Source organism: Paenibacillus sp. FSL K6-1330 (assembly GCF_037976825.1).
Lineage (GTDB): Bacteria > Bacillota > Bacilli > Paenibacillales > Paenibacillaceae > Paenibacillus_AQ.
The window spans coordinates 5,700,763-5,721,458 of the sequence record NZ_CP150269.1; the positions used below are offsets into that span (position 1 = coordinate 5,700,763).

General features: G+C 49.0%; 21 protein-coding genes and 1 tRNA gene. 2 read left to right on the plus strand and 20 right to left on the minus strand.

Annotated elements, in window-relative coordinates; genetic code table 11:
* Positions 1–335: 335 nt before the first annotated feature.
* Genes NYE54_RS25895 through NYE54_RS25915 form a run of 5 tightly spaced genes read right to left on the minus strand, consistent with a single transcriptional unit; the run spans position 336 to position 5,248 of the window.
* The gene (locus tag NYE54_RS25895) at positions 336–1,106 is read right to left on the minus strand and encodes a dipeptide/oligopeptide/nickel ABC transporter ATP-binding protein (RefSeq protein ID WP_339267223.1); all 771 of its coding nucleotides are present in this window, start codon (positions 1,104–1,106) and stop codon (positions 336–338) included.
* Positions 1,107–1,110: 4 nt separating this feature from the next.
* A complete protein-coding gene (locus NYE54_RS25900; protein WP_339267225.1) occupies positions 1,111–1,905 on the minus strand; it encodes an ABC transporter ATP-binding protein in 795 nt (264 codons plus the stop codon).
* Positions 1,906–2,709 carry an ABC transporter permease subunit gene (locus NYE54_RS25905; protein ID WP_339267227.1) on the minus strand — a complete coding sequence of 268 codons (804 nt, stop codon included), beginning with the start codon at positions 2,707–2,709 and terminating at the stop codon, positions 1,906–1,908.
* On the minus strand, positions 2,706–3,653 hold the full coding sequence (locus tag NYE54_RS25910; RefSeq protein ID WP_339267228.1) for an ABC transporter permease: 948 nt from the start codon (positions 3,651–3,653) through the stop codon (positions 2,706–2,708). The genes NYE54_RS25905 and NYE54_RS25910 overlap by 4 nt, the downstream gene beginning before the upstream one ends.
* The gene (locus tag NYE54_RS25915) at positions 3,653–5,248 is read right to left on the minus strand and encodes an ABC transporter substrate-binding protein (RefSeq protein WP_339267229.1); all 1,596 of its coding nucleotides are present in this window, start codon (positions 5,246–5,248) and stop codon (positions 3,653–3,655) included. Before NYE54_RS25915 ends, NYE54_RS25910 begins: the two co-directional genes overlap by 1 nt.
* A 146-nt stretch (positions 5,249–5,394) precedes the next feature.
* Here NYE54_RS25915 and NYE54_RS25920 point away from each other — a divergent pair, with 146 nt between their 5' ends.
* Positions 5,395–6,150, plus strand: coding sequence for a class I SAM-dependent methyltransferase (locus tag NYE54_RS25920; RefSeq protein ID WP_339267231.1), 756 nt, complete (start codon positions 5,395–5,397; stop codon positions 6,148–6,150).
* A 346-nt stretch (positions 6,151–6,496) separates the two neighbouring features.
* Here NYE54_RS25920 and NYE54_RS25925 read toward each other — a convergent pair whose 3' ends face one another.
* From NYE54_RS25925 to nrdR, 3 genes are all read right to left on the minus strand, one after another.
* Complete coding sequence (locus NYE54_RS25925) at positions 6,497–6,877, minus strand: DsbA family protein (protein WP_339267233.1); 381 nt, start codon at positions 6,875–6,877, stop codon at positions 6,497–6,499.
* A 91-nt stretch (positions 6,878–6,968) separates the two neighbouring features.
* Positions 6,969–7,041 (minus strand) — tRNA-Ala (locus NYE54_RS25930).
* Positions 7,042–7,218: 177 nt separating this feature from the next.
* Positions 7,219–7,692, minus strand: coding sequence for a transcriptional regulator NrdR (nrdR, locus tag NYE54_RS25935; protein WP_076324309.1), 474 nt, complete (start codon positions 7,690–7,692; stop codon positions 7,219–7,221).
* 148 nt (positions 7,693–7,840) lie between these two features.
* Here nrdR and NYE54_RS25940 point away from each other — a divergent pair, with 148 nt between their 5' ends.
* Positions 7,841–8,068 (plus strand): alpha/beta-type small acid-soluble spore protein, encoded by a 228-nt coding sequence (locus NYE54_RS25940; RefSeq protein ID WP_053492022.1) that lies wholly within the window; start codon positions 7,841–7,843, stop codon positions 8,066–8,068.
* A 67-nt stretch (positions 8,069–8,135) separates the two neighbouring features.
* Here NYE54_RS25940 and NYE54_RS25945 read toward each other — a convergent pair whose 3' ends face one another.
* The 12 genes from NYE54_RS25945 to NYE54_RS26000 form a co-directional block, all read right to left on the minus strand.
* A complete protein-coding gene (locus tag NYE54_RS25945; protein ID WP_339273667.1) occupies positions 8,136–8,702 on the minus strand; it encodes a lytic transglycosylase domain-containing protein in 567 nt (188 codons plus the stop codon).
* Positions 8,699–9,298, minus strand: coding sequence for a dephospho-CoA kinase (gene coaE, locus NYE54_RS25950; RefSeq protein ID WP_339267234.1), 600 nt, complete (start codon positions 9,296–9,298; stop codon positions 8,699–8,701). The genes NYE54_RS25945 and coaE overlap by 4 nt, the downstream gene beginning before the upstream one ends.
* A gap of 9 nt (positions 9,299–9,307) precedes the next feature.
* Positions 9,308–10,048: an MntP/YtaF family protein gene (locus NYE54_RS25955; protein WP_339267236.1), complete on the minus strand. Its 741-nt coding sequence runs from the start codon at positions 10,046–10,048 to the stop codon at positions 9,308–9,310.
* Between the two features lie 122 nt (positions 10,049–10,170).
* On the minus strand, positions 10,171–11,004 hold the full coding sequence (gene mutM / locus NYE54_RS25960; RefSeq protein ID WP_076324313.1) for a DNA-formamidopyrimidine glycosylase: 834 nt from the start codon (positions 11,002–11,004) through the stop codon (positions 10,171–10,173).
* Between the two features lie 145 nt (positions 11,005–11,149).
* Positions 11,150–13,810, minus strand: coding sequence for a DNA polymerase I (gene polA / locus NYE54_RS25965; protein WP_339267238.1), 2,661 nt, complete (start codon positions 13,808–13,810; stop codon positions 11,150–11,152).
* Between the two features lie 266 nt (positions 13,811–14,076).
* Positions 14,077–14,736 (minus strand): phosphate signaling complex protein PhoU, encoded by a 660-nt coding sequence (gene phoU, locus NYE54_RS25970; RefSeq protein ID WP_076324315.1) that lies wholly within the window; start codon positions 14,734–14,736, stop codon positions 14,077–14,079.
* A 49-nt stretch (positions 14,737–14,785) separates the two neighbouring features.
* Positions 14,786–15,541, minus strand: a complete 756-nt coding sequence (gene pstB, locus NYE54_RS25975) for a phosphate ABC transporter ATP-binding protein PstB (RefSeq protein ID WP_339267240.1) — start codon at positions 15,539–15,541, stop codon at positions 14,786–14,788.
* 48 nt (positions 15,542–15,589) lie between these two features.
* Positions 15,590–16,465, minus strand: coding sequence for a phosphate ABC transporter permease PstA (gene pstA / locus NYE54_RS25980; protein WP_076324317.1), 876 nt, complete (start codon positions 16,463–16,465; stop codon positions 15,590–15,592).
* A complete protein-coding gene (gene pstC, locus NYE54_RS25985; protein ID WP_076324318.1) occupies positions 16,466–17,398 on the minus strand; it encodes a phosphate ABC transporter permease subunit PstC in 933 nt (310 codons plus the stop codon).
* 59 nt (positions 17,399–17,457) lie between these two features.
* A complete protein-coding gene (locus tag NYE54_RS25990) occupies positions 17,458–18,459 on the minus strand; it encodes a PstS family phosphate ABC transporter substrate-binding protein (RefSeq protein WP_339267241.1) in 1,002 nt (333 codons plus the stop codon).
* Between the two features lie 128 nt (positions 18,460–18,587).
* A complete protein-coding gene (locus tag NYE54_RS25995; protein ID WP_339267243.1) occupies positions 18,588–19,778 on the minus strand; it encodes a methyl-accepting chemotaxis protein in 1,191 nt (396 codons plus the stop codon).
* A 175-nt stretch (positions 19,779–19,953) separates the two neighbouring features.
* Positions 19,954–20,685 carry a response regulator transcription factor gene (locus tag NYE54_RS26000; RefSeq protein WP_076324321.1) on the minus strand — a complete coding sequence of 244 codons (732 nt, stop codon included), beginning with the start codon at positions 20,683–20,685 and terminating at the stop codon, positions 19,954–19,956.
* Positions 20,686–20,696 lie beyond the last annotated feature (11 nt).

Below are 20,696 nucleotides of genomic sequence, written 5' to 3' on the forward strand. Positions count from 1 at the left end.
GCAGTGGACAAGCCTGTATTGAACTCCGCTCCGGCTTCGACGCCCTACTGCTTCGATCACTTGTTGCCTTGGTAGTCTACACTGCCCCTAACTTGCCAGCCATGTGTTATAAACACTGACTTCATAATAGATTCTTCCTCATCTTCTATTGAGCAGTAGCGAACTCACGAGTGATGTTCCTATACTTTGTAGGTGAAATTCCTTTTTAGCTTTAAATTGCTTAATAAAGTAAGTGTCATACTCAAATTCGGTATCACGTGCAATTTCATCAAGGTTCATACTGCGGCCAGTTTCGTTCCGATATAGACAAACTCTCAATGAGTCATTGCTTCGTCTTATACATACTGCTTCCACGCAGTTTCAAGCATTTCGGTTGATTTAACCAAATTCATGGTGTAGCTGTCTCGCTCTCTCTCATGACGGAGGGAAGAAGAACGGAACTCCTCGACCATCTTCCCCTCTTTCATAACCAAAATATCCGTACACAATCCGGGTACAAGCGAGAGATCATGCGTAATGAACAGAAGAGACAACCCCTCTTCCTTCTGAAAGGACATAAGTAGTTCGATGATCTGCTGTTGTAATATCATATCAAGGTTGGAGACGATTTCATCGCAAATCAATAGTTTGGGATGAATGATCAATGCTTTTGCCAGGCAAGCCCTTTGATATTGTCCTCCGCTTAGCCTGCCTGGCCGATTTCTGAGCAGGCCCTCATGAAGGCCGACCTTGCATGAATATTCCATAACCCTCTCTTTACGCTCCTTTTTTTTCAAATCTGTAAAGTTAATTAATGGCTCTTCCAGGCACTGAAACAAGCTCATCGAAGGATTCAACGTTGAGGCTGAATTCTGAAAAACAATCTGAATATCGCGATACCATTCTTTATACGATTTAATTCCTTTGCTAGGTAACCCTCGCCCATTGAATAGAATTTGACCTGATGTCGGCTGCTTCAATGCCATAATCAGTTGGGTCAGCGTAGATTTTCCACTGCCGCTCTCACCTACAATGGCCAGAGAGCCTCCATCTTTTATAGTAAATTGGATGTCTTTCAGAATCTCCCTTCCATTGATTTCTTTATGTAACTGATGCACTTGAAGCATGAGCTCATACGCCTCCTTTGCTAAGAAACCTCTGCGATCGATGCATGCATAACCGTTGGGTATATTCATGCTCAGGTTGCCCCAGGACTTTATCCGGGCTTCCCTGCTCAATGATTTCGCCGGCACGCATGACACCAATCCGATCCGCAAGATAAGCGGCAAGGAGTAAGTCATGCGTAATAAACAACATACTCATGTCCAGTTCTTGTACTAGAGAACTCATAAGAGATATGATTTCTGCTTGTGTTGTGACATCGAGTGCACTCGTGGGCTCATCGGCTATGATGACTTCAGGTTTTAACAGCAGCGCCATCGCGATCATGACACGTTGATTCATTCCGCCGCTCAGCTCATGAGCATAACGTTTCATCACATGTGCCGGTTCTTTCAAGAGCACTTGAGATAGCATCTGCTCCGCTTGCTTCTCAGCCTCATATCTCGAAACGGGCAAGTGGCTCCGCATCAAATCACTCAATTGCTTTCCGATAGGAATAGAAGGGTGCAAGGCTTGTTCAGGATGCTGAAAAATGGCACCTATATGTCTCCCCCTGATTTTCCGCCAGTTCCGCTTGGATAAACGATTCAGTTTTTGGCCGCGTAACAGGACATCACCAGACATTTGCAGATTAGCAGGAAGCAACCCTAACATGGCTTTGCTTGTTAACGTTTTACCGCTCCCGCTCTCTCCGATTAAACAGTACGTCTTCCCCGATTCCAAAGAAAAGCTGCTGTTATTCACCAGAGTTAGACCCTCCGCATTTCGAATGTTCAGATGATTTACTTCGACTATGACCTCCATTTACTTCTCCCTCCTTAGCCGTTCGCCTACAATCTGGAAGGAACAGGCTGTCAGAAAAATCATGAACCCCGGAAAGAAACCCATCCACGATGCAACCTGCAAGTAATTTATCCCATCCAGCAACATAACCCCCCATTCAGGTGACGGAGGCTGCGCGCCAATCCCTAGAAAGGATAGACCCGATAATGTCAATATCACCTTGCTTACATCAAGGATCAGCATGGTTCCAATCTGAGGCGCGATATTCGGTATCATATGCCTTATCATCGTTCTCATTCCAAAGGATCCGCTTACCCTGCTAGCAATGATATACGGTTCCTTCTTAACGTCATGGATCAAACCCCGTATTAATCTCACGTACTTGGCCCACCAGGACAGTATCACAGCAAAATAGACATGTTCCATGCCGAAACCAAGAAAACCGACAATCACGATCGTGAGCAGGATATTCGGCAATGCCGTAAATGTATCCGTCACGCTCATCATGAACATATCAAGTTTTTTTCCAAAAAAAGCGCTCGCCGTACCAACAAAAAGCCCGATCAGCATGACAACGCCGAGAACGATGAAAACAGGGAACACCGATTCACTGATGCCGTGGATCACGCGACTGAACAAGTCCCTTCCTAAATAATCCGTTCCAAAGGGATGAGCAAGGCTTGGAGGAAGAAGCTTTTGCTCATGATTCGTATGGAGCGGGTCATAGGGTGAAACCCATGGGGCGGTGAGTCCTGTAATCATAAGAATCGCGATAAACAGCAACGCTGCTGCCGGAAGTTTATTGACCCGGATGAGACGAATCATAGTTCCCACCTCTGCTTGTCCAGATGAATGCGTGGATCGGCTAAGAAGTACAGCATATCGGTCACAAAATGAAACACAAAGATAAACGCAGCCACTAGAAGCGCGCTCCCTTGAATGACTGGAAAATCACGGCGATATATAGCCTCAAGCATATATTTACTGAACCCAGGGAAACTAAAGATCGTTTCCGTTATGATCGAAGCCCCGAAAAAACTTGGCAGACTCGTCGTGATTAACGTCAGGACCGGTACGAGCATTGAGCGAAATAAATAGGATGGATATAAGATCGAGTTACGCAAACCTCTGGCCCTTGCAGCCTCGATATACGAGAATTTGCTGTACTGAACGGTATAGGAACGTACCATTCGAATGAAATAAACGCTTTGTACCAGCGAAATGGCCGTCACCGGAAGTACATAATGCAGCAAGGTAGAACTGCCAATAACCGGAAGGACGGGCCATATGACGCCAAACGCATACATTAGAAGAATAGCGAGCCAATATAAAGGAACGGACAATCCCAAGATGGTTAACGAGTATACGACTCGATCAGGAATCGAACCCTCATTTAGCCCCAGCCATATCCCGACCGGTATGGAAATGATGATCGTTAGTACAAAAGAGCCTGCAATGAGTCTATACGTCGGCTCTAAACGACTTATAATTTCATGTAACACCGGTTCCCCCGACATGAAGGAATGTCCCAGTTCTCCTTGAACAATCTGAAACACCCAGGCCATGTATTGCTGAAGGAACGATTGGTCGAGTCCCCATTGTTCCTGTAGATCAGCCACCAACGACTGCTCCGGTACCGCTCCGATCTCTAACAGCATCATGGACGCCGGATCGCCCGGCGCCAGACGCATCAATGCGAACACGAACAACGAAAACAGGACAAAGGTAATCATCAGCATCAGCAGGCGATGGATCATGGAACGCAGCATTACTGGTCTTCTTTCTTCAAGCGATGCCATTTCAACGGATCGTCCTCGATTGCATTGAATGCAAAGCCAATCACATCGCTCGTATGAACAAAGGTTTGCTTGGTATAGTATATGGGTACCGACATAGCTTCCTCATTCATTCGAAGAAACACTTGGTCGAACAGGGCTTGCTGTTTCTCGACGGAAACCGTAGCCGCAATTTGATCCAGCAAATCCGACAAAGGACGATCTTGAAAGGCAACCCCCGGCGTAGATGGCGAGCTGTGGAATAACGAGGATAAGAATCGATACGGCAGTTGAGCATCCGTATAGGTCCGGTACATCAGCAGGTCATAATCCTTGCTGCCCCACAGCGTATCGTAGTATGCCGCCCTTTCCTGATTCACAATGTGGATTTGGATTCCGATCTGCTTCATGTTGTCTTGGAAAATCTCCGCCATCTCTTTCCATTCTGGATATTCTTCCGTTTGAATGACCAACCGCAACTGCAGGACTTGCCCGCCTTTCTCGTAAAGACGCTTCTTTTCGTTCCATTCGTAGCCCGAGGCTTCGATCAGTTGTTTGGCCTTCTCGGGATTGTAAGGATAGGAAGGCTGATTATCATCGGTTACAAACGCAACTTTCTCTTGAAACAATCCTCTGACGGCATCGCCGGTGCCATCGGCATATTTGCTCGTATCGTTTCCGTAATTGACGGCCTGGCGAATGTTCTTGTCCGATAGAAACGCCTGGTTTTGGTTGATGACCAAAAAGTAGGACATCGTACTCGCCCCGGTCTCCACCATGTACTTATCGTTATTTAGGAAAACACTTAGACTTTCTGCTGGAACATTACCAAGTTCCCCGCCTGCAAGATCGACCTCTCCGGATTGCAGCGCCATCACCCTTGCCTGAGGATCTGTAATCACTCTAAAAACGAGTGAATACGCTGACGGTTCCTCTAACCAATAATGTTCATTTGCTATCAGTATGGTCTCCACCCCTTGTCGGTAACTGCCTATTTTCCAAGGGCCCGTGCCGATCGCTTGCTGAAAGGTTCCGTTCGCGTCTCCCGCTGGAGTTACCGAGTTTGGACTCATAATCCGAAACGGCCTTGCCTGGCTGAGCTCATACAGCACTTGAGTTGCGGTATGTTTAAAAGAAAGCACGACAGTGTCATCATCCGGTGTTTCTATGTTTGCAATCAAACGGGATATTTCCAGCGTGGCATTCTCTTCCCTGCTGACCGCCCTCTCCAAGGAAAACTTAACCGCCGTTGAATTCAATGGGCTGCCGTCTGAGAATTGCACCTGATTCCTTAAATGAAAAGTGTACATCTTACCGTCTTCGGAGACCTGCCAGAATTCAGCCAGGCTGGGAACAAGCTCCCCTTCTCCTTCATATTCCACAAGCGCGTCATATACAGCGGCATGCGTATGTCTTGATCCATTGTAGGTCGAAGCATCGAGCTTATCTCCCTCAGCGTCCTGCGTTACGGCAACAACGATTTGCTTGTCTTCTGCTTTGCCAGGGACCGGGTCTGTTTCTTTCGAACACCCCATAAGCAAAGATAATGCGACAAGTCCTGCAACTCCGAATCTAAATCTCCCCAACATCCATGCTCCTCCTAATTTTCTTCTAGTTGTTTGTGATTAAACAGCCGCTATGATCTTGACCGCTTGCATACTGAGTAATCTTTGTATATTATTAATCGTAATAATTACGATTTGCAACATTTTTTTAAAAAAAGGAGATCTGAATAATGACCGAGCATAAACTTGCGCAGCAATATCGTGACTATTGGGACAAAGGAGCTGCTGTCTATGATGAAATTGTAGATACGGAATTTGCAACCGACTCCTATGATCAATGGAAAGCGATCTTGAATCATCAGTTATCCGGAAAACAAAATTTGAAAATCCTAGATGTGGGAACAGGTCCCGGCTTCTTCGGGGTTTTGCTTAGTTGGATGGGGCATGAGGTTACCGCCATTGACTCCTCGTCTGAAATGGTGGCTAGAGCTAATAAAAATGCGAAAAAGCACAACTGCAATTTCAAAGTAATAGAAACCGATATTATCGATTACAAGACGGAAGAAAGATATGATATCATCATTTCCAGAAACGTCACCTGGTTCCTATATAATCCTGTTGCCGCATATCAAAATTGGCATGGCATGCTGAACGACGGCGGACAAGTGATGATCTTCGATGCCAACTGGAATTTGTTTTTGAGTAATCCCCAAGAGGCGGAGCTGTTCAGAAAAGCTAAAGAAGAGGCAATTGATCAAGGTTACTTGCCTTATCGCGAAGAGAAGGATATCGAAGAAGGGGATCAATTGGCGCTTACCTTGCCATTGACCTACGTAAGAAGGCCGGGATGGGACGCCGAAATGCTGCGATATATCGGATTTGCCAAAATCCAAGTCCATGAAGGTTTCGATGCCGATTTTTATCGCGCAGGAGAAAAAATTCTCAATCGCCATAGGCCCATGTTTGCCATCGTTGCTGAAAAATAAGTATACATCCTAAAAAAGACGTCCAGCCAACCTTGATGAGAAAGCTGGCTGGACGTCTCTGTTTTACAGCCGGGTAAATTCTGCCCGGTCAAAGTTTCCGATATATTTATAGGTGGAATCGGTTGACCTATCAAAACAAAATACACATCGTGAACGCCGATGAGTCCTCCGTCAGCTGTCCGGTGGCGATTTTGTAGGGGCGCACCCGCTTGCCGTTGGAGGCACCGGTATCGTTCCGATCAAGGTGCCGTCCACTCCGCCTAGCCGAACCTCTACGGCGGAATACGGGGCACAGTTCGTGCTGTTGCCGGAATACTCGATGGACAGCTGGTTACGACAATTAGGGTCACACGGGTGTTTTCCTCCCCCAATGGTCCCCTCTGAAAATCGTCCCAGGAATCGTATTAGTACGGTGGAAACCTTGGAGCACCTGGTTACCAATGATATAAGTGGGTACGGCTCGAACTCCGCTTTCATAGTATGCATGATGCAGCGCTTTCTGATGAGCTTCTTGGTAACGTCTTGTCTCCAATGCTTGCTTGAACTCCTTTTCATCCAGACCAAGTTCAGCGGCCAAAGATGTTAGTACGGAGACTTTACCGATGTCTTTTTCCTCCTGATAGTAAGCGCTAAAGACACGTTGAATATATGCTCCTCCCTTGCGCTGCATGTTCTCATGACCTAATGAATGGCCATGCATGTTTCTCCATATTAATTTCGTCCCCAATTCGTCCCCAAATCCATTTAAATATGTATTTAAAACCGTCCTAATAAAGCAAAAAACCCTTGATGATATATCATCAAGGGTTTTCTTATTATGGAGCCTAGGGGGATCGAACCCCTGACCTCATCGCTGCCAGCGATGCGCTCTCCCAGCTGAGCTAAGGCCCCGTAAGCGACTTCTATATCATATAAAAAATCAGCAGGCATGTCAACATGTTTTTCACATTTTTTGATGACGTGCTGTATCCCTTTTACTTCTCTATATAATGTCACTTAGCGATGATGATAATGGGCCCTATGAGAGCACCAGAAGAGCACCTGGATCGTGCGGAACCATGGGCGCTCTTACAACTCCGAAACGTCCGTACCCTTGGACAGCAGGCTTTTCAGTTCCTTCATAAACATATTGATATCCTTGAATTGGCGATACACGGATGCAAAGCGGACGTAAGCTACCTCATCGACCGGATATAACCGCTCCATCAGAAGCTCCCCGATCTGGCGGCTCTCCACCTCTGCTGCTGCGGTATTGCGCAGTGCTTTCTCTACATCCGAGACAATCATATCCAGCTGGTCCACGGATACCGGACGCTTCTCGCATGCCCGGATCAAACCGCGGAGCACCTTCTCCCGGCTGAATTCTTCGCGGCTTCCGTCCTTTTTCACGACGATCAGCGGCGTTTCCTCCACCATCTCAAAGGTTGTGAATCTCTTGCTGCACTGCTCGCATTCCCTGCGGCGGCGGATGGATTTATTCTCGTTGGCCGGCCTGGAATCAAGCACTTTCGTTCCGGCATAACTGCAATATGGACACTTCATAAAGTCATCTTCACTTCCTTCGTTTCAGCGTATTTCGCCTTGAATGGCGCTACAGAAAAATTTACCAGCAAAACTTTGTTCTTTTATGTTATGAAAATGCGAAACCCGAGACATAATACTTTTACCAACCCAAGGAGGTGAACTTAACATGGCACAAAGCAACAACAACTCCAACAACCTGGTTGTTCCTCGCGCAAACGCTGCTCTTGAGCAATTGAAGTACGAGGTAGCTCAAGAACTTGGTATCTCCATTCCACAAGACGGATACCAAGGTAACATGACTTCCTACGAGAACGGTTCGATCGGGGGATACATCACAAAGCGTCTTGTAACCCTGGCCGAGCAACAATTGGCTGGTCAATTCTCCGGTCAATAATCGATTCTTCCTTAAAAAAGGAGTGTTGGACGGCTCGATGTAAGAGCCTGTCCAGCGCTCTTTTTTGTTAAAAGCCGTCCTTATACACATCTGTATACTGATTATAATAATAAATCACGCGCTGTACATAGTGACGGGTTTCCCCGATAGGAATACTCTTCACATTCTCGTAGGTTCCATCCCACATGCCCTTGTTGATCCAATTCTTCACGTTCCCGGGGCCTGCATTGTAAGCGGCGATGGCGGCAATCGGATTGCCGTCCATTTCCTTGTGCAGATTCTGAATATACCAGGTGCCCAACTGGATATTCGCATCTACTTCATTCTTCACGTTCAGCAGGTTCACCGATGGCAGCTTGGCCATTTCCATCGCCCAATTCGCCGTATCCGGCATCAACTGCATAATGCCCAGCGCGCCTCTCTTGGATTCCTTGCCTGGCTTGAAGTTCGTCTCCACTCGAATGATGGAAGCCACCAGGAAGGGATCGACCTCATAGTAAGCGGCATGCTTCCGGATTTCATCCTTATAATGAATCGGATACAGCAAGGTCATCCAGTTCGAGCTCAGAAACAGCAGCGCTACAAAAGAGACAAACAACAGAAGCAGCACTCTTTTTTTACGGAGCCACCTCATAACCGAACCAGCCTGCCCCACAGGTTGTCCACCTGCTGCTGTGTTTCGGCCAATGTTCCGCTGTTATCAATAAGGATATCCGCCAGACGCTTCTTCTCCTCGATATCCATCTGGCTGTTTAAACGCGCTTCTGCCGCTTCCCTGTTAAGATCATCGCGCACCATCAGACGCTCTAGCTGCAGCTCTCGCGGTACATAAACGACAGCGATCTGGTCAAGATAAGAATAATGCTCCTTAGCCTCAAGCAGCAGCGGTATATCCGCTACCACGAGCCGGTCCGGATACTGCCGCTCATACGCTTCCGTCCGTTCCCGGATTTCCTGCCGGATCGCCGGATGCGTGATCTCATTCAACACCGTTCTCTGCTCGGGATGATGGAAGATCATCTCCCCGAGTTTTTTTCGATTCAACGTACCGTCCTCAAACAGGATCGCTTGTCCAAAATGTTCGGTCACTTTACCCAGCACCGGATGACCCGGGAGCATCACTTCCCGGGCGATGAGATCCGCATCGACGAGAAGTGCTCCCTTCATGGTCAACATGGAGGACACGGTGCTCTTGCCTGTTGCAATTCCTCCGGTTAAACCGATATTCATGACTTCACCTCATAACAGCTTCATTATACCCATGACGATTAACAAAAAAGCAGGCAAATAAGAGATAAAACGCATGCCGCCTTTGGACGCAAAGCGTAAACCAACCCTCATACCCAGCACCAGGAATATCCCGCTAAACAAGGAAACAACCGTTGCGGTACCTAACGGTGAGAAGCCCAGCATGGCTGCGCCAAGTCCTGCCCCGAACGCATCGAGCGATAGCGCGATCCCGAGCCACATCGCCTCCCACGGAGAGATGCTGCCGGAGTCGTCCAGATCCGCCTTCGAGGGACTGCGGAGAATTTGAATGACAACGCCGATCTTCGGAATCTCAAGAGAAAATACCGCCCGCTGAAGATGCTCTTGACCTGCCGTGTTAACCTCACGTCGTAATTTTACTTGATGGTCAGCCCCCTGCGTTTCTATAAGAGACTTTGTAATAACCTTATTGGAAACCGGCTGCACATCAGACTCGTTTTTTCTGCGAACTTGCTGGCATAGAGACCACAAGCCCAGCAGAATCAAAATGGCGGCTCCGATCACGGACGCCACAGATGGGGATAAGAACCGCTGTAACAGCGCGCCTGCCTGCATGGAGGCGCCAAGCACCAAGCCGGAACATAGCGAGATGATCAATACAGACAGCAGCGGTATCCTGGTTTTGCGCAGACCGTATGTAACCCCCGCCCCAAATCCGTCCAGGCTTAATGCCATAGCCAGCAGCACAGACGAGAAAATATGACTGAGCACCCTTTTCCCTCCTCGTAAGCTCCACATCAAGCGGCTCATTCATGAAGAAGAGCAGCTCCATGCGCTCCACATATGTTCCACATTATATGTGTGAGGAAAGGAATGGGTGCACGCCTATTGGATTACTTCCTTAACGGCTGACACTTCGGGCAGAAGTGGGTCCCCCGTCCGCCAACCACGATCTTATGAATCGGTCCTCCGCATGTATTACACGGCTCGTCCTTCCGTCCGTAAATCTGATGACTGTGCTGGAACATCCCCATTTCACCCTGTCCATTGACATAGGATTTAATGGAAGAACCACCCGCGTCAACGGCTTCGGACAGTGTATCCACAATCGCATGAAACAATCGCTTGAGCTCGGCATCCTTCAGGCTGTTAGCATTGCGCTCCGGATGAATCCCGGCTCGAAACAATGCCTCATCGACATATATATTGCCGATACCGACCACATATGCCTGATTCAGCAGCACCGCCTTGATCTTCGTTTTCTTGCTGCCGATGACTTCCTTAAAGGTTCCGAACGTAAACGTCTCATCCAGCGGCTCATAACCCAGCTTGGCAAGAGGAGCGTGCTGGAACTCTTCCCCCGTTGCAAAAAGATGCATCGTTCCGAATTGGCGTACGTCCTTATAGCGCAGCTCCGTGCCATCCGAGAAATGAAAGATGACATGGGTATGCTTCTCCACCGGCTCCTCAGCAGGGTACACCCCGTAACGCCCTTCCATCCGAAGATGCGAGACGAGGACTAGCCCATCCAGCAATATCCGTAAAAATTTCCCGCGGCGCTCTACACCTTCCACGGTATGATCCTTCAGCATAAACGCAAATGCCTCAATATCGTCGGGACGCTGAATGATCCGCGGCAGATGTACGGATACGTGATCTATATGCTTACCTTTAATCAATTGGTTCAGTGTTCGTTTCACGGTTTCTACTTCCGGCAATTCCGGCATAATGACTTCACCTCATTTCCCATTATACCGGAAGTTGGGACAGAGCGGGACCATGGTTTTGTGGAAAGGTATGGTGCATATCGCGCCCCTCTTCACGCCATGATCCCTATAAAAGATCTTCTATTAACTGACACAATGTGCAACTTTACTTCGCTTCGTACCAGTTCTCGCCATAGCTGACTTCCGACTTCAGCGGTACCGACAGTTTTAGTGCCTGGCTCATCACTTCCGGAACCAGTTCCTTCATGATCTCCAGTTCATCCTCCGGCACCTCAAACACCAATTCATCATGCACTTGAAGCAGCATGCGGCTCTTCAATTGACGATCATACAATGCCTTGTCCATATGGACCATGGCCAGCTTGATAATGTCGGCGGCCGTTCCCTGAATCGGCGTATTCATCGCCGTCCGCTCCGCAAAGGACCGCAGATTAAAGTTGCTGGCATTAATCTCCGGCAGATACCGTCTGCGTTCAAGCAACGTTTTCACATAGCCATCTTGCTTCGCCTGCTTGACGATCACGTCCATATAACGCCGCACACCTTGGAACACCTCGAAATACTGGTCAATGAATGCCGCGGCTTCCTTCCGGGTAATGTTCAGGTTCTGGGACAAGCCATAATCGCTGATTCCATACACGATGCCGAAGTTAACCGCCTTGGCGGACCGCCGCATATTGGAGTCCACCTCATCCACGCCGACTCCAAACACATCCATCGCGGTCTTGGTGTGGATGTCCATATCGTGAACAAAAGCTTCCTTCAGCCGTTCATCATCCGAGATATGCGCAAGCACACGCAGCTCGATCTGGGAGTAGTCCGCTGCCAAAATGCTCCAGCCCGGCTCGGACGGAACGAAAACCTTACGCAGCTTGCGACCTTCCTCCAGACGGATCGGAATGTTCTGCAAATTCGGAAATTGGCTGCTCAGACGTCCCGTTGCGGCAATCGTCTGGCGATAATAGGTGTGCACTTTGCCAGTCTGTGACGAAATCTCCTTCAGAAGACCTTCCACATAAGTGGATTGCAGCTTGGCCAAGGTACGGTACTTCAGGATCAGACGGACAATATCATGATAAGGAGCGAGCTTCTCCAGCACCTCGGCATCGGTAGAATAACCGGTTTTGGTCTTCTTGATGACCGGAAGTTCCAGTTTCACAAACAGAATCTCGCCCAGCTGTTTAGGGGAATTGAGATTGAATTCCGTTCCAGCGATCTCATAAATCTCATGAACCAGCTTCGCGATCTGACCTTCAAACTCGCGACCCAGCTCTTTCAGATCCTCCGCATTCACGGCAATTCCCTGTTTCTCCATATCGGCCAAAATGCGGGACAGCGGCATCTCCAGCTCATGGAACAGCGGCAGCATTTCATTAGCAGCCAGTTCCTTCTCCTGAACGGGAACCAGTTCGGATACAGCCAGACATTTTCTGGCCATGTGCTCGCTGAGCTTCTCCACATCGGGAACCTTGTATTTGGCCCCTTTACCGAACACATCCTCATCGGCTTGAAGATACGCAAGCCCGTATTTGGAGGCCAGCCCGCTAAGGCTTTGATTCGCTTCCGTCGGGTCGAGCAGGTATGCAGCCAGATGAACGTCGAATGCTGCGCCGGCAAAAGCGATACCCTGCCAGTGGAGAGCCAGATCAATGCGGTGCAGATCATACCCGCGTTTCGGGATCCCGCTATCGGCAAGCCAAGTACGGACAGGCTCGGCCTCTTCCGACTTCAGAACCTCAAAAGGAATGAAGTACTGTCGTTCCTCTGTAGCGAGTGCAAGCCCGATCACCTCAGCATGATGAGGGTTTTCCCCATGCGTCTCAACATGGAGCACGGTCACCTGGGCCAGGTTATCCGCAACCTCCGCAAGTTCCTTCGTGTCCACAAGGGTCACTTCAATCTTCGCTTCGGGCTTCGACTCAGCCGGATCTCCGCCCATTCCGCTTGTGCTCAGGTTTAACCGTTCAATCAGCGATTTAAACTCCAGCTTCGCCAGTGCAGGTCCTGCCGTCTCTTCATTCAGGCCTGTAAACGCCATGTCATCCAGCGACTGCTCCAGTGGTACTTCGCGGAAGATCGTGGCCAGCTTCTTGCTGAGTATGGCGGAATCGGCATGCTCTTCGATCTTCTCTTTCATCTTGCCCTTCAGCTCATCTGTACGTGACACCACGGCCTCTACGGATCCAAATTCATGAAGCAGCTTCAGAGCCGTCTTCTCACCCACTCCTGGAACGCCGGGAATGTTATCGGAAGCATCGCCCATCAGCCCCTTAAGATCGATAATCTGATCAGGCGTCAGGTTATAACGTTCCTTAATCTGTTCAGGTCCGTAATACTCAATATCAGTAACGCCCTTGCGGACCATCGCGATCGTGGTATGTTCCGAAGCCAACTGCAGCATATCCTTATCCCCGGATACGACCATCACCTTGCGGCCAGCTTCGTCAGCTTGACGGGTAATGGTCCCGATAATGTCATCGGCCTCATAACCGCCAATTTCGAACTGGGAGACGCCAAGACCCTTCAGCAGCTCTTTCAGCAGCGGGAATTGTCCGGAGAGCTCAGGAGGAGTCTTTTGACGGCCACCTTTGTAATCCTGAAAATCCGCATGCCGGAACGTTTCCTTGCCGGCATCGAATGCCACCATCATATGGGTCGGTTTATGCTCCTCAATTAAGCGAAGCAGCATGGTCGTAAAACCGTAAACTGCATTCGTCTGCTGTCCGCTGGCATTGGTCAACGGCGGCATCGCAAAGAATGCGCGGTAAATGATATTATTTCCATCAATCAAAATCAGCTTGTCCATAGAACACCTCGCACCAATATTACTTCCTTTCCACATGATAACATAGGTTACTCCCAATTCCGAACAATCCGTTCGATTAACGATGAATTCTTGATGAAACGCAAAATAACCCCACAAAGTGGAGCCTGTGCTTCGATGCTATTCCAAATACTTTGCGGGGACCCCAAATATATAAATGCGATTAAAGAATGGTTTCCGCTTCGCTGGAGTTTTCTAAATTCTCGCAAAAAAACGCCAGCTTTCGCCAGCGTTAGGCTGTCATGATGCTATTGATTGAGGTCGGGACGGTGACCTGTTACGAGGTACACGGTGCTCTCGCCAATGTTCGTGGCATGGTCGGCGATCCGTTCAATGTAACGGCCCACCATGATCAGCAGCATCGCTTGATTGGCCGAGTCCGGATCAGAGGTCAGATGCGAATACAGATCCTGCAGAATGACGCTGTACAAATGATCGACCTGATCGTCATCCTGGGCCATTTTATAAGCCAGATCCGTGTTTTCCATCAGATAGGATTCGATGGATTCCGAGACCATCGCACGCACCAAATCCGACATCCGCGGAAGATCCACTAAGGGCTTGATCAGCTTCTGGCCTTGCAGACGGATCGTGACTTTAGCGACATCACGAGCCAAGTCGCCCATCCGCTCCAAATCGCTGGCAATTCGGAAAGCAACCAATATCCGGCGCAAATCCTTCGCCACAGGCTGCTGGGTTACGATCAAGCGGGAGCCGATCTCCATGATCTGCTCTTCCATTGTGTTTAACTGCACATCGTTCTTGATAACCGCCTGCGCTTTCTCCGCATCCAGGGTCTGGAGAGACTCTACACTGCTCGCCAGTGCCTCCTCCATATGCTTGCCCATATCCTGCAGCAAGGTTTTCAGCTCATTAAGCTGCTGATCAAACTCAATTCTCCGGATCATGTGTGATGTTCCTCCTATCTACTTTTAAGAAAGATCATATGAGTGTGGGTTAACCAAATCGACCCGAGATATAGTCCTCGGTACGTGCATCCGACGGCGTCGAGAACAGCGTATCGGTGCTTGCCGATTCAACCACTTCGCCATTCAGGAAAAATACCGTCTGCCCGGATACGCGGGCGGCCTGATGCATATTGTGCGTTACCATAACGATGGTGTATTTGCTCTTCAGCTCTTGTACCAGCTCTTCGATTTTCAGGGTCGAAATCGGGTCCAGCGCGGAAGTAGCTTCGTCCATAAGCAGAATATCCGGCTGTACGGCAAGTGCCCGGGCAATGCACAGACGCTGCTGTTGACCCCCGGACAAGCTCAGCGCGGACCGCTTGAGATAATCCTTGACTTCATCCCACAGCACGGCCTGCTTCAAACTCTGTTCCACAATTTGGTCAAGCTCCGCTTTACTGCGGATACCGTGGAGTCGCGGACCGTAGGCGATATTATCATAAATCGATTTAGGAAACGGATTCGGCTGCTGGAATACCATCCCTACCTGCTTGCGCAGGGCTTCAACGTGGACTTCCTCGCTGTAGATTTCCGTCCCGCCGATTTGCACGCTGCCTTCAATCCGGGTGGAAGGAATCATGTCATTCATCCGATTCAGCGTACGCAGCAGTGTGGATTTACCGCAGCCCGACGGACCGATGAACGCCGTCACCGTTTTTTCCGGAATGTCCAGATCCACGTTTTTAAGCGCATGATACGTATCATAGTAAAGGTTTAATTTCTTAATCTGTATGATGGAATCCATATCTTATTCATGTCTCCTTTTTCACGATTAGATCTGCTTAAGCGTCTCTTAGATGTTCTTCGAATACTTGTTCCGGATCCACACGGCGATGATGTTCATGATGAACAGCATGATGAGCAACAGAATAATACCCGAAGCCGCCAGCTCGTGGAAAGCCTCACTTGGTCTTGATATCCAGTTAAAGATCTGGATCGGCATGACAGTAAACGAATCGAGCAGATTTTCCGGCAAGAAGGCCACGTACGTTAAGGCACCGATCATGATCAGCGGTGCGGTTTCGCCAATCGCACGAGACAAGGCCAGGATAACCCCGGTCATGATTCCTGGAATCGCTGAAGGCAGTACAGCGCTGGATACCGTTTGCCATTTTGTTGCGCCCAGCGCATAAGAAGCATCGCGCCGGTTCTTAGGCACGGCGCGAAGCGCCTCCTGAGCGGCAACGATAATAATTGGCAGCACCAGCAGCGTCATCGTTAATACCCCGGAGAGCAGACTGCGGCCCAGATTCATCCCACGTACGAAAATAGCGAGCCCCAGGATACCATATATAATAGAAGGAACCCCTGCAAGCGTACTGATATTCAGCTGAATCAGCCGAACCCAGCGGCTGCGGCCCGCATACTCTTCAAGAAAGATCGCTGCGCCAACGCCTAGTATGAAGGACAGCGGAGCCATGAGCAGAAGCAAGTAAATCGTGCCGACAATCGGCGACTTCAGTCCTGCTTTATCCGCGATACGTGACGGATAGTTGGTGAACAGATCAGGCGATAGTCTGAAAATGCCATCCGTCACAATCGTAACAATCAAAGCCATCAAGGCAAGAATACCGATACTGGTACAAGCCAGAAATATAATGTGCAGCGTCTGGTCACTACGGCGTCTCCGGTTGATTCCTTTGCTGTCTCCCAGATTCAATTGTTCCATCTAGTATTCCTCCCTGAAGCGGCGAGCGACCCACTGCGCCAATATATTAAGCAAGAAGGTGATGACAAACAAGGTCAGACCTACCGCAAAAATCGTGCCGTATTCAATCGTTCCGCGCGGAACATCACCCATACTTACCTGAACGATATAAGAAGTCATGGTCTGGATGCTTTCCAGCGGATTCAGCGTCAGCTGCGGCGTAGCACCAGCAGCCACCGTTACGATCATCGTCTCGCCAATCGCACGCGAGAATGCCAATACGAAGGACGACACGACCCCCGACAGAGCGGCAGGCAGCACAATTTTCAGTGCAACCTCAAATCGGGTAGCACCGAGCGCGTAGGCACCGTGACGAAGACTCTTGGGTACTGCACGCATCGCGTCTTCACTTAAAGATGAAATCATCGGCAGGACCATGATCCCTACCACGATACCCGCGCTAAGCGCATTGAATATACCCATGTTGGGAAAAATCTTTTGAAGGAATGGCGTTACCGTTTCAAGCGCAAAATATCCATAAACAATCGTTGGTACACCAGCCAATACTTCAAGCACTGGCTTTACAACCCCCCGAACCCGGGCAGGAGCGTATTCATTGAGATAAATAGCGCATGCCAAGCCGATAGGCACTGCGAATAGAATCGCAATGCCTGTAATCAGCAATGTGCCGCCCAGCAGGGGCAGCACGCCGAATTCTTTTGGAGGGAGAATCGGACTCCATGTCGTTCCAGTCAGAAAGGACCATACCGGTACTTCCTTGAAGAAGATCACGGATTCCTGCAGAAGCGTATATACAATACCGATGGTAGTAAACACCGAAAGCAGGGCACACAAGCCGAGTAAGATTGGAATGATTTTGTCTGAGATGCGTGTTTTGCTTCGACGGAATGTCATGCTTTTTGTGTTTACCGCCACGGGTGAAGTTTTGTTCATTCTCCTCTTCCCTTTCTATGGGTCACCCGGAGGATTCCCTCCGGGCATCTAGTCTTTAATTATTTTGCCAACTTGTCTTTTTCTGCTTTGTACTGATCATCTTGAAGCGGTACGAATCCGACTTCGCCAGCAAGACTAGCGGCATTCTCAAGGTAGAAGTTCATGAATGCACTCACTTCTGGACGCTCAAGCTCTTTATCGTTAACATAGAGCAGCAGCGGACGGGACAATGGAGCGTAGCTGTTATCCTTGATCGTTTCCATGCTTGGAGCTACTGTAGCCGTACCGTTATCAATCGGAACCAGCTTCAACTTGTCTTGGTTCTCTTCATAGAAGGAGAATCCGAAGTATCCGATGGAGTTCTTGTCACCAGCTACCCCTTGTACGACTGCGTTTGTATCGGCACTGAACGTAATTTGGCTATCGTTTCTGCTTGCTTGCGCTTCACCGTTAATTGCTTCTGTGAAGTAATCAAATGTACCGTGGTCAGTACCTGGCGAGTAAATCTTGATTTCCTCTGCCGGCCATCCTTCACGAACGTCAGCCCATGTTTTTACGGTGCTGTTTGGCTCGTAAATTTTCTTGAGCTCATCCACGGTCAATTTATCTACGAATTCATTGCTTGGATTAACAACGACGGACAGTCCGTCATAAGCTACCAGAACCTCATGATAGGTAATGCCATTGGCTTTTGCTTCCTCAGCTTCGCTGTCTTTAATTGGACGGGAAGCATTGGACACTGCGATCTCGCTGTTGTTAAAACGTTTGAAGCCAGCGCCTGTTCCGCCTGTTCCGATTGGAATACGGACATCAGGGTTAGCTGCACCGAACTCTTCAGCAACCGCTTCGGTTAATGGATGCAGTGTACTTGAACCATCAATTTCAATTGTTCCTGTCAAAGCTGTTGAGGTATTTTCCTCTGTTTGCTGTGCTGAACCATTCTCTTTATTTTCTCCTGAAGCACCGCCGGAAGTTCCTCCTCCGCATGCTGCCAAAAGTGTGCTCAGCATTAACACCAATACGAGAATACCTGCTGGTTTACGACCCCTTCTTCTAAACAAACGAATCCACTCCTTCAAAATGGTTGTTGTCTCTACTTCCTGCTTACAATATTGATAATAATCCCGGAATGTAATAGCAGTTTCTTAGAAATGTAAACGCAGTGTAAAATATTTTAATAAAAGTAGAGTTATAGATTCGATCTTTCTTCCTTGATCGAAGATTCGCCGGTGTTCATTCCAGCAAGCTCATCCTTAACCCGCTCCACACGCCTAACGGTTTCCTCGGCCAGTTGATAAACCTGGCTCCCGGATTTCTCCACCTCTTGAACGGCGTTGTCCATTTCATTAAACATCTGGGCACCTTCCGTTACATACCCCTCGCAGGATTGAATTTCCTTCAGCGATGATACGGCCCCCTTGGCTGTATCTGCTGCCAGCCGCTGGATTTGCTCCAGCAGCTGCGATATATCCCCTGAGAGCTTGCGTGTTTGTTTAGCCAGCGATTGTACCTCTGCCGCAACCACTTGAAATCCCCGCCCATGCTCGCCGGCATGTGCGGCTTCAATCGAGGCATTCATTGCCAGCAGACTGCTTTGGTTCGCAAGCTCGGTAATCATGCCGGTTATGGAAAAAATGCGGCTGGCATCCGCCGCGAGCTCGGAGGCCTGGCCTTCACGCTTCGTCATATCCTCCACAAGGCCAAGGTACGAGGTTCGGACAAGATCCAGTTTCTCCTTCCCGGTTTGAGACCACTCCCTCATCCGTATACATTCCGAGTTCGTTCTCGCTGCTGCCGTTCGGACGTCGGTTAATGAGGATTGAATGTTCCGGGTATGCCGGTAGCTTTCCTGCAGGATCAGTTCCCGCTTCTCTTCCGCCTCCGCTTGGAGCCCGCTGGACAGACTCATCAGATCCCGGACGGTAAGCACACCTTGCAGTTGGTTTGAATCCGTGATCAGGACACAATCATAGAATTTTGAATCCGGGCGCTGTAGGGACAATTCCAGCAGCGTTCCGACCTTCTCGGATATATCGACACGCATCGGTTGATGGTCCGCAAACTGGAAGGCGGGCTTGGAATAATACAGGTCAACGGCAAACCTGCCCATCATTCGCTGGTAAAACACATCCCGCATGATCAGTCCTGCTGGTGTGTCTGCCTCATCGCAATAATTAACACACGGAATACGCGGGTCCTTCGCAAAAACATTCAACACATCAAGGCAGGATTCAGTCTTTCCTATAACAGGGACCCTTCTTATGTATTGCCGATATAAATCACCTGCTTCAGGCTCGTTTGCTACTTGTCCATCAAGTTCCGGCTCTACCTCCATCTTCATTCTCTCTGTCTGATTTGGTTTGGTTTGAAGCAGTGTCATGCGCCTTCACCCCTTCTTCATCTGGTCCTTTAGACGCATCTTACCGAACAAGTATTATGGGAATATACTCGAATGATTAAGGGAGCGTAAACTACGGAAGGATAATCGCGGGGATATGAGACATTAGACACATCAGGATCTGACCAAAGACCCAAAAAAAAGACTCCTCATCATTTCAAACGGAATGATGGGAGCCTTTTTTCGGATTTACTACAAGTTTATAACCAACCCCGCGAATGGAGTCAATGTGTACAGATTCAGGATCAAGCTCAAGCTTCTTGCGCAGGGAACTCACATGAACGTCCACGGTTCGCTGTCCGCCGATATAATCGAAGCCCCAGACCACGTTCATCAGATCATCCCTTGTTAACACAACGCCCGGTTTTTTGGCCAGGTAGAGCAGCACTTCAAATTCTTTCGGCCTAAGATTAATGCTCTGGCCGCCAAGACGAACCTCGTATTTCTCAGGATAGATTTCCAGTTGTCCAAGTGAGATGACATTTCCTTGATTATCTGTCGTCTTCACTTCATCGGCGTGACCGGAAACCCGGCGCATAACGGCCGATACGCGGGCCAGCAGCTCAGATACGCCAAATGGCTTGGTAATATAGTCATCCGCCCCCATCTTCAAACCTTGAACAACTTCTTCCTCGGCGTTCTTCGCGGTCAGAATGATGATCGGCGTGGTAATTCCGTTACTGCGAAGCTTCTCTAAAATCTGAAAGCCGTTCATGCCAGGCAGCATGACATCCAGCAGGATCAGATCATATTCATGATGCGACGCTTTCTCGTAACCTGCGGTACCGTGTTCCTCTACCTCGACTTGAAAACCTTCCTGCGTCAGATTGTAAGACAACAGCCGCGAAAGTGTCGGCTCATCTTCGATAACCAGCATGCGTTGCGTCAATGTTACCCCCG

Coding starts and splice junctions, on each gene's coding strand:
- NYE54_RS25895 (WP_339267223.1), bottom strand. CDS start 1,106: ATGCTTCAAGTGCATCAGTTACATAAAGAAATCAATGGAAGGGAGATT.
- NYE54_RS25900 (WP_339267225.1), bottom strand. CDS start 1,905: ATGGAGGTCATAGTCGAAGTAAATCATCTGAACATTCGAAATGCGGAG.
- NYE54_RS25905 (WP_339267227.1), bottom strand. CDS start 2,709: ATGATTCGTCTCATCCGGGTCAATAAACTTCCGGCAGCAGCGTTGCTG.
- NYE54_RS25910 (WP_339267228.1), bottom strand. CDS start 3,653: ATGCTGCGTTCCATGATCCATCGCCTGCTGATGCTGATGATTACCTTT.
- NYE54_RS25915 (WP_339267229.1), bottom strand. CDS start 5,248: ATGTTGGGGAGATTTAGATTCGGAGTTGCAGGACTTGTCGCATTATCT.
- NYE54_RS25920 (WP_339267231.1), top strand. CDS start 5,395: ATGACCGAGCATAAACTTGCGCAGCAATATCGTGACTATTGGGACAAA.
- nrdR (WP_076324309.1), bottom strand. CDS start 7,692: ATGAAGTGTCCATATTGCAGTTATGCCGGAACGAAAGTGCTTGATTCC.
- NYE54_RS25940 (WP_053492022.1), top strand. CDS start 7,841: ATGGCACAAAGCAACAACAACTCCAACAACCTGGTTGTTCCTCGCGCA.
- NYE54_RS25945 (WP_339273667.1), bottom strand. CDS start 8,702: ATGAGGTGGCTCCGTAAAAAAAGAGTGCTGCTTCTGTTGTTTGTCTCT.
- coaE (WP_339267234.1), bottom strand. CDS start 9,298: ATGAATATCGGTTTAACCGGAGGAATTGCAACAGGCAAGAGCACCGTG.
- mutM (WP_076324313.1), bottom strand. CDS start 11,004: ATGCCGGAATTGCCGGAAGTAGAAACCGTGAAACGAACACTGAACCAA.
- polA (WP_339267238.1), bottom strand. CDS start 13,810: ATGGACAAGCTGATTTTGATTGATGGAAATAATATCATTTACCGCGCA.
- phoU (WP_076324315.1), bottom strand. CDS start 14,736: ATGATCCGGAGAATTGAGTTTGATCAGCAGCTTAATGAGCTGAAAACC.
- pstB (WP_339267240.1), bottom strand. CDS start 15,541: ATGGATTCCATCATACAGATTAAGAAATTAAACCTTTACTATGATACG.
- pstA (WP_076324317.1), bottom strand. CDS start 16,465: ATGGAACAATTGAATCTGGGAGACAGCAAAGGAATCAACCGGAGACGC.
- pstC (WP_076324318.1), bottom strand. CDS start 17,398: ATGAACAAAACTTCACCCGTGGCGGTAAACACAAAAAGCATGACATTC.
- NYE54_RS25995 (WP_339267243.1), bottom strand. CDS start 19,778: ATGACACTGCTTCAAACCAAACCAAATCAGACAGAGAGAATGAAGATG.